The organism is Thalassolituus sp. UBA6592, from assembly GCF_002433655.1.
Taxonomy (GTDB): domain Bacteria; phylum Pseudomonadota; class Gammaproteobacteria; order Pseudomonadales; family Oceanobacteraceae; genus Venatoribacter.
Genome location: NZ_DJIO01000074.1, coordinates 10,000 through 17,009 on the forward strand (window position 1 = coordinate 10,000; position 7,010 = coordinate 17,009).

The window sequence follows — 7,010 nt, forward strand, 5'->3', positions numbered from 1 at the left end:
CGCCAGATTTAGGTTCTGGTGCCGTAAGGTGTGAGAGTTCGAGTCTCTCCTTCCGCACCAATCTCTTACGGCCTGTTGCCCTGACTGTTTACAGATGGAGACAGCCATGCCCGGCCTGTTAATCCTGCTGATATTCCTGCTGCTCGGCGGTGTCACACAGCAATTTTTTGATCTCCCTGTTCCTGCCTCAATTATCGGCATGCTGCTGTTGTTAGTGGCGCTCATTGTGCGCGGCTCTGCGTCGGACTCGCTGAAAAAAATCACCTCTGTTCTGTCTCCCCTGCTGCCACTGTTTCTGATTCCGGTCAGTGTCGGCGTGGTTACACAGAAGCACGCGTTACAGGAACACGGTCTGGCCCTGCTGGCGATTCTGGCCATCAGCATTATTCCGGGCGCCTTGGTTTGTGCCCTGATCATGAGCCGGGGGAAAAAAGGATGATCTCAACCTTATTACACACCCCGCTGTTCTGGGCGGCCATGACCATTGCTGCTTTCCTCGGCGGTCAGCAGGTTTACCGCCTGACCGGTAACAACGCCTTTCTGCCTCCCATCCTGACCGGCATCGTACTGGTTGTGACAGCACTGGAAATCAGCGGTGTGTCCTATGACACGTATATGCGGGGCGGCGGCTATCTGCACATGATGCTGGGGCCAGTGGTGGTTATGCTGGCGGTTCCCCTCTATCAATATCTGCACACCATGCGTAAACAATGGTTACGTATTGCACTGGCCATTAGTCTGGGTTCCGGCACGACTGTCGCCTGCGCCGTACTGCTGACCTGGTGGTGGATCGGCGATGAAGCCATTTTTATCACCATGCACAGTAAATCCATTACCACCCCTGTGGCGGTGGCCATCAACGATCAGGTGGGTGGTATCAGCGCGCTGGCGTCGGTATTCGTGATCGTGACCGGTATCCTCGGCGCCCTGATGATACCGCCACTGCTGAAGGCATCCCGGATGAACGACGAACAGACCGTCGGTCTGACGCTGGGCATCTGCGCCCACGCCATCGGTACCAGCCGGGCGCTGGAATTGGGCCCACAGCAGTCGGCCTATGCCGCCATGGCAATGACGTTGACGGCAACTCTGCATGCATTGGTTCTTCCCTGGCTGATTCATCTTTATTAACTGTATTTCCTGTCGTATGAGGTGACTATCAGCTAGGGTTATAGGCACCTCTGACTCCATTCGCTCACTTGTGGCAGGTAAAGCGCAATCTATGGCTCGTCTTCATAAACAAACCTGGTTACCTGTGCTTATCGTTGCTGTTGTTATTTCTCTGACAACCAGCCTGTTCCTCTATTTTCAGATCATGCAGAGCGCACAGAAAGATCTGGCCAGCGTCGTCTCGCAGGTAGCCCGCCAATGGCAGCAGCAGGCGCTGCGTCCGGGCAGCAGCAATACCCCACACGCCGAACGCAGTGATATTCACTTCCAGATCGTCAGCCGGCAGGAAAACGACAATGTTGTCTCACACTTCAGTCAGCACAAAACCATTCGCGCGGAAGACATCCGCGCCGCACTGAGCGGTGCCGAAGGCTTCGCTAATTACCGGGCTGACGGCAAACACATTCTCGCCTTTTATCAGCCACTGAACGACCGCGATGCCCTGGTAGCGGTTACCTCTATGGAAGACGCCGACCGCAGCCACCTTGTTATGTCGCTGTCGTTATTCCTGATCAGCCTGTTGGTCAGCGGCGTTTTTCTGCTGCTGTATCAGTTGCTGCAGAACCGCAGGCGCAACAATCATCCGTCTCTTAATGCACTGGAAAAGGCGGATATCAGCAGCATGTCACTGCTGCTGTCTGATAACTTCGTGGTGACCGATCTGAGTCCGGGAGTGACGCAGAAATTCGGTCTGCAAACCGGCGATCAGCTGCTTAATGTTTTCGCCGGACAGACGGATAAAGACGTACTGGCCCACCTGACGGAAGTCAGTACGCATGGCATTCCGGTCAGCTTTGAGTGCCGCCTGCGCGACCGGGAGGGCAAGACCTCAGTCTGGTCAGTGCAGGCAACGCCCTGGCACCAGCAGAACCACGACTATATCGTTCTGCATGCACAGGACATCAGCCGCCGCAGCGAATCCGAGGCTGATCTTGCCAGTCAGCAGGCGCGGGTGAATGCCTACTTCAATGCCATGCAGACGGCACTGATTTCCTGTAACAATGAAGGCCATGTCGTCAGAGTTAACCAGTCGGCGCTCCATCTGCTGCAGATGACCGAACAACAGGTACTGAACCAACCTTTTCAACATCTGCTGACCCCGCCGGCCCGGGAAGCCTTCCAGCGCAGCTGGCAACAGATCCCGGACGCCCCTGGAGACAGCAGCTCAGCCACTTTTCCACTGCTGGCCTCCAGTGGCCGTGAATACATTCTGCGCTGGCAGATTACCCGCCTGTCCGCTGACGGTGAAAGCCAGGAGAACATCCTCTTCGCCGGGCTTGATATCACAGTCGAAGTGGCCAACCGGGAAGCGCTGGAAAAAGCCAACGCGCGGATTTTTGAGGCTCTGGAAGAAGCAGAAAAAGCCAACCGTTCGAAATCCATATTTCTCGCCAGCATGAGCCACGAAATCCGTACACCGATGAATGGCATTCTCGGTGCCACTGAGCTGATGATGGACACTGGCGTCGATGAAGATCAGAACCAGTATCTGCAGATTATCCACAGCTCCTCCCACGTGCTGCTGGATATCATCAACGACATCCTCGACCTGTCGAAAATCGAATCCGGCAAACTGGAAGTCGAGAAAATCCGCTACGACCTCAATGAACTGCTGACCAGTCTGTACCAGCTGTTCAAGGAACCGGCCCGGCGTAAAGGGATTTCACTGGTCTACATTTACGACGGCGACCTGCCTCAGTACTGGTTTGGTGACCCGAAACGCACCCGTCAGATCATTACCAACCTGCTCAGCAATGCGCTGAAATTCACCCACGACGGCTGTATCGAGCTGCATGTCAGTGGCAACTCAGCGGATCAGAGAAACTTCCGCATCAGCATTGCGGTTCAGGACCAGGGAATCGGTATTCCGGAAGAGAAACACAAACAGATTTTTGAAGCCTTCCGTCAGGCTGACAGCACCACCTCGCGTCAGTATGGCGGCACCGGACTGGGGCTGACCATCAGCCAGCATCTGGCGCGCGCCATGGGCGGCGATCTGTTACTGCAGTCCACGGTTGGTGAAGGCAGCACCTTCACCCTGTCATTACCGCTGCGTCAGGCCGATGCGCCAAAAGTGGAGCGGCGCAAAAACAAACCGTCACTGCCAGGCCTGCGCGGCCATGTACTGCTGGCCGAAGACAATATGGTCAACCAGAAAATCACCAGCAAAATGCTTGATCGTCTGGGCGTCAAAGTCACCGTGGCCGGCAACGGGGAAGAAGCCATCGTGGCAGTAATGGAAGGGGATTTCGATGTGGTGCTGATGGATGTGAACATGCCGGTGCTGGATGGCATCGCCGCCACTGAACGTATCCGCGATCTGAGCAGCGCCAGGAAAGATATTCCCATCATTGCCCTCACCGCCAACGCCATGCTGCAGGACAGACAGCGCTGTCTGGAGGCTGGCATGAACGGCTTCGTGGCGAAGCCGCTGCGCATGGAAGATCTGGCGTCAGCGCTGACGGAAGTGCTCCCGCCCGGACGTCAGGCGTTCAGTACTTCTCCTTCAAACTCACCGGACAGATAAGCCTGTGCCAGAGTAATAGCTGCCAGTGCACGCCCTTCGGTGAAATCTTCACGGCAATACAGTTCGCTCAGGTTTTTCAGCTTCCACGGCACCAGTTCCAGCGGCTCAGGCTCATCGCCTTCCAGCCGTGATTCATACAGATCGCGGGCGACCACCACATGAATACCGCCGCTCATATAGCTGGGTGACAGGCTGAGTTTTTTCAGGAAAACGAATTCACGGGCAGCAAAACCAATTTCTTCCTGCAGCTCACGGTTGCAGGCGTCACGCAGGGTTTCGCCCATATCAATGGCGCCTTTGGGCAGACTGAGGCTGTAATCTTCAATTCCGCCCCCATATTCACGGATCAGGGCAATGGTTTCGTCATCCATCAGGGCCACCAGCATGACAGCACCGTTACCACCCGGCACCAGACGCTCATACGTCCGCTCGACACCGTTACTGAAACGCAGGTCGAAGGATTCCACCCGGAACAGACGGCTCTGGGCAACGATATGACGGTCTAAAATCTGTGGTTTTTTCTGCATGACAGCCCTGTTTTAATAGTCACTATGACTGCGAGTATAACCCTATGAGCCTACCTGATTGGCAACAAATTGATACCGTACTTCTGGATATGGACGGTACGTTACTGGATCTGCACTTCGACAACTACTTCTGGCTCGACCACGTGCCGGCGCAGTATGCCGCCCACCACGGACTGAGCGAGGAAGAAGCACTGGCCGAGCTGAACAAGAGCTTTGTCGGCCTGCGTGGCACCCTGAACTGGTACTGTCTGGATTACTGGACCGAACTCACCGGCCTGCCCATCGCCGACCTGAAACGCGACGTTCAGGATAAAATTGGCTTCCGCCCGCACGTAAAAGATTTTCTGCAACGCCTGCGCGATATGGGCAAGCGCACGGTGATTGTTACCAACGCCCACCGCTACAGCGTTGACCTGAAAATGGAGCATACCGGTCTCGACCAGCTGGTCGACTGCGTGATCAGCTCCCACGATTATCAGGAACCGAAAGAAAGTCAGGCATTCTGGGATCATCTTGCCAGTAATGAAACATTCGATCCCGCCCGCACCCTGCTGATTGACGACAGTGAAGCTGTGTTAGAATCCGCCGCCCGCTGGGGCATCGGCTGGTTGCTGGCGATCTATCATCCGGACAGCCAGAAGCCACCAAAAACCGATGGCCGCTTCCCCGGTGTGAACCACTTTGATGAGCTCAAGTTCTGAGCCGCTGCCCAGGCAGACCTCAGACCGGAGACGATATGGCAGAAGAGAACGAAAAAATCCGTCTGGATAAATGGCTCTGGGCCGCGCGTTTTTTCAAAACCCGCGCCATGGCCAAGGCCGCCATTGAAGGCGGCAAAGTGCACTATGAAGGCCAGCGCTGCAAAGTCAGCAAGACTGCTGAGCTGGGCGCGACCCTGACCGTGCGCCAGGGTTTCGACGAGAAAAAGATCGTCATCAAAGCTCTGTCCGATCAGCGCCGTGGCGCGCCGGAAGCCCGGCTGCTGTACGAAGAAACCACCGAGAGCATTAAAAAGCGCATGGACGAAACCGAGCGCCGCCGCATCATGCGCCACTCCATGCAGGCTCCGGATCATAAACCTAACAAAAAAGAACGCCGCGATATGCGTCGTTTTGAACAGAATCAGGATCACTGAACCATGACCAACCCAGTCAGCGACCAACTGCAGCGCTTCAGCTTCGACGGCACCGACATCCGTGGTGAAATTGCCCAGCTGGACAGCGCTTTCCGCGAAGTCATCAAGCGCCACAACTACCCGCCACTGATCGCCCGCGAAATCGGCGAATTGATGGCCGCCACCGCGCTGCTCAGCGCCAACCTGAAATTCAAAGGTCGCCTGACCCTGCAACTGCGCCTCAGCGGCAATGTGACGCTGCTGCAGGCAGAGACCAACGAACAGGGCCAGCTGCGCGCCATTGCCCGTTACGACGAAAACTCCCGCGCCGATGAACTCAGCTTTGAACAGGGCCAGATGGTGATCACCATTGAGCCGGAGCAGGGACAGAAATATCAGGGCATTACTGCCATCAGTGGTGGCAATATCGCTCAGGCGCTGCAGGATTATTTCGAACAGTCAGAACAGCTCGGCAGCCGCTTCTGGCTGTTCAGTGACGGCACCCGTGCCGCCGGTCTGATGCTGCAGAAACTGCCGGCCATGACCAGCGATGACCCGGACGCCTGGGACCGCATCGGTCATCTGGCCTCCACCGTCAAAGAAGAAGAGATACTGCAGCTGAACGCCGATGATGTGCTGCACCGTCTGTTCCATGAAGAACAGACCCGCATCTATCCGGCGTCAGCGCTGAGCTTCTTCTGCACCTGCTCCAAAGACCGCATCGCCAGTGCTTTGCACCAGCTGGGTCACGCGGAGCTGAATGATATGATTGCCGAACAGGGCAAGATCGAAATCACCTGCGAATTCTGCGCGCAGCACTACGCGTTTGATCAGCGTCAGGTGGACGAACTCTTCCCGGAACAACGCCCGCACTGATCAGTATTTAAGCAGCCCCTATTGAGTTAATAGAGAACAACTCTCAACAACTGACCCACAGGGGCTTAGCGTTTGATCAATTTTCTGGCATAATTCCGCGCCTTCAACCAATTGGGTTCGCCCCAGCACCCTCAGGGCGTGACGAGACATCTGCGTATGGCCAGAAGCCGTACACTATAAGAGGACCCCTTTCGGGCACAGATATGAGCACTGTTTACACCGACTTATCCACACCATTTCTGGTAGAACAAGCCATCGCACGCGGCGAAGGCAAGCTGCAGGACAATGGCGCGCTGGTTGTTATAACCGGTAAGCGTACCGGCCGCTCGCCAATGGACAAATACATTGTCGAAGAGCCGAGCAGTAAAGATGCTATCGACTGGGGCAACATCAACCGTCCATTCTCTGCGGACAAGTTTGATGCCCTGTGGGAACGTGTGGAAGAGTATCTGGCTCAACACGACAGCTTCGTATCTCACGTGCACGTGGGTTCTGATCCGCAGCATTACCTGCCGGTTAAAATGACCACTCAGACTGCATGGCAGAACCTGTTTGGCCGTAACCTGTTCATCCTGCCGGAAAGCTACAACCCATCTTCCAAGGAAGAGTGGCAGATTCTGAACGTTGCCGGTTTTGAATGTGTGCCTGAACGCGACGGTACTAACTCTGACGGCGCCGTCATCGTTAACTTTGCCCAGCGCAAAGTACTGATCGCTGGTATGCGTTACGCCGGTGAAATGAAGAAAGCCATGTTCGGCGTGCAGAACTTCCTGCTGCCGGAAAAAGACGTGCTGCC

The 7,010-nt window shown here is 55.6% G+C and carries 8 protein-coding genes; 7 read left to right on the top strand and 1 reads right to left on the bottom strand.

Going from position 1 to position 7,010, the window contains the following annotated elements:
* Positions 1–106: 106 nt before the first annotated feature.
* The 3 genes from B2Z72_RS07260 (at position 107) to B2Z72_RS07270 (ending at position 3,697) form a co-directional block, all read left to right on the top strand.
* On the top strand, positions 107–439 hold the full coding sequence (locus B2Z72_RS07260; RefSeq protein WP_296985305.1) for a CidA/LrgA family protein: 333 nt from the start codon (positions 107–109) through the stop codon (positions 437–439).
* Entirely contained in the window at positions 436–1,131 is a 696-nt protein-coding gene (locus tag B2Z72_RS07265) for an LrgB family protein (protein WP_296985307.1), read from the top strand. The genes B2Z72_RS07260 and B2Z72_RS07265 overlap by 4 nt, the downstream gene beginning before the upstream one ends.
* 91 nt (positions 1,132–1,222) lie before the next feature.
* Positions 1,223–3,697, top strand: coding sequence for a PAS domain-containing hybrid sensor histidine kinase/response regulator (locus B2Z72_RS07270; protein ID WP_296985309.1), 2,475 nt, complete (start codon positions 1,223–1,225; stop codon positions 3,695–3,697).
* Here the strand turns inward: B2Z72_RS07270 and nudE are convergent.
* The gene (gene nudE / locus B2Z72_RS07275) at positions 3,655–4,224 is read right to left on the bottom strand and encodes an ADP compounds hydrolase NudE (RefSeq protein WP_296985311.1); all 570 of its coding nucleotides are present in this window, start codon (positions 4,222–4,224) and stop codon (positions 3,655–3,657) included. The two genes, B2Z72_RS07270 and nudE, sit on opposite strands and share 43 nt — an antisense overlap.
* Positions 4,225–4,268: 44 nt before the next feature.
* On the opposite strand from nudE, the gene yrfG reads away from it, so the two are divergent.
* From yrfG to B2Z72_RS07295, 4 genes are all read left to right on the top strand, one after another.
* Entirely contained in the window at positions 4,269–4,925 is a 657-nt protein-coding gene (gene yrfG, locus B2Z72_RS07280; protein ID WP_296985313.1) for a GMP/IMP nucleotidase, read from the top strand.
* A gap of 35 nt (positions 4,926–4,960) precedes the next feature.
* The gene (gene hslR, locus B2Z72_RS07285) at positions 4,961–5,359 is read left to right on the top strand and encodes a ribosome-associated heat shock protein Hsp15 (protein WP_296985314.1); all 399 of its coding nucleotides are present in this window, start codon (positions 4,961–4,963) and stop codon (positions 5,357–5,359) included.
* A gap of 3 nt (positions 5,360–5,362) precedes the next feature.
* Positions 5,363–6,214: an Hsp33 family molecular chaperone HslO gene (hslO, locus tag B2Z72_RS07290; RefSeq protein ID WP_296985315.1), complete on the top strand. Its 852-nt coding sequence runs from the start codon at positions 5,363–5,365 to the stop codon at positions 6,212–6,214.
* 203 nt (positions 6,215–6,417) lie between these two features.
* A partial coding sequence (locus B2Z72_RS07295) for a phosphoenolpyruvate carboxykinase (ATP) (RefSeq protein WP_297004443.1) occupies positions 6,418–7,010 on the top strand: 593 nt, incomplete at its 3' end.

What these genes read in the sequence shown, in the direction of transcription:
- B2Z72_RS07260 (WP_296985305.1), top strand. Translation starts at nt 107, where the DNA reads ATGCCCGGCCTGTTAATCCTGCTGATATTCCTGCTGCTCGGCGGTGTC.
- B2Z72_RS07265 (WP_296985307.1), top strand. Translation starts at nt 436, where the DNA reads ATGATCTCAACCTTATTACACACCCCGCTGTTCTGGGCGGCCATGACC.
- B2Z72_RS07270 (WP_296985309.1), top strand. Translation starts at nt 1,223, where the DNA reads ATGGCTCGTCTTCATAAACAAACCTGGTTACCTGTGCTTATCGTTGCT.
- nudE (WP_296985311.1), bottom strand. Translation starts at nt 4,224, where the DNA reads ATGCAGAAAAAACCACAGATTTTAGACCGTCATATCGTTGCCCAGAGC.
- yrfG (WP_296985313.1), top strand. Translation starts at nt 4,269, where the DNA reads ATGAGCCTACCTGATTGGCAACAAATTGATACCGTACTTCTGGATATG.
- hslR (WP_296985314.1), top strand. Translation starts at nt 4,961, where the DNA reads ATGGCAGAAGAGAACGAAAAAATCCGTCTGGATAAATGGCTCTGGGCC.
- hslO (WP_296985315.1), top strand. Translation starts at nt 5,363, where the DNA reads ATGACCAACCCAGTCAGCGACCAACTGCAGCGCTTCAGCTTCGACGGC.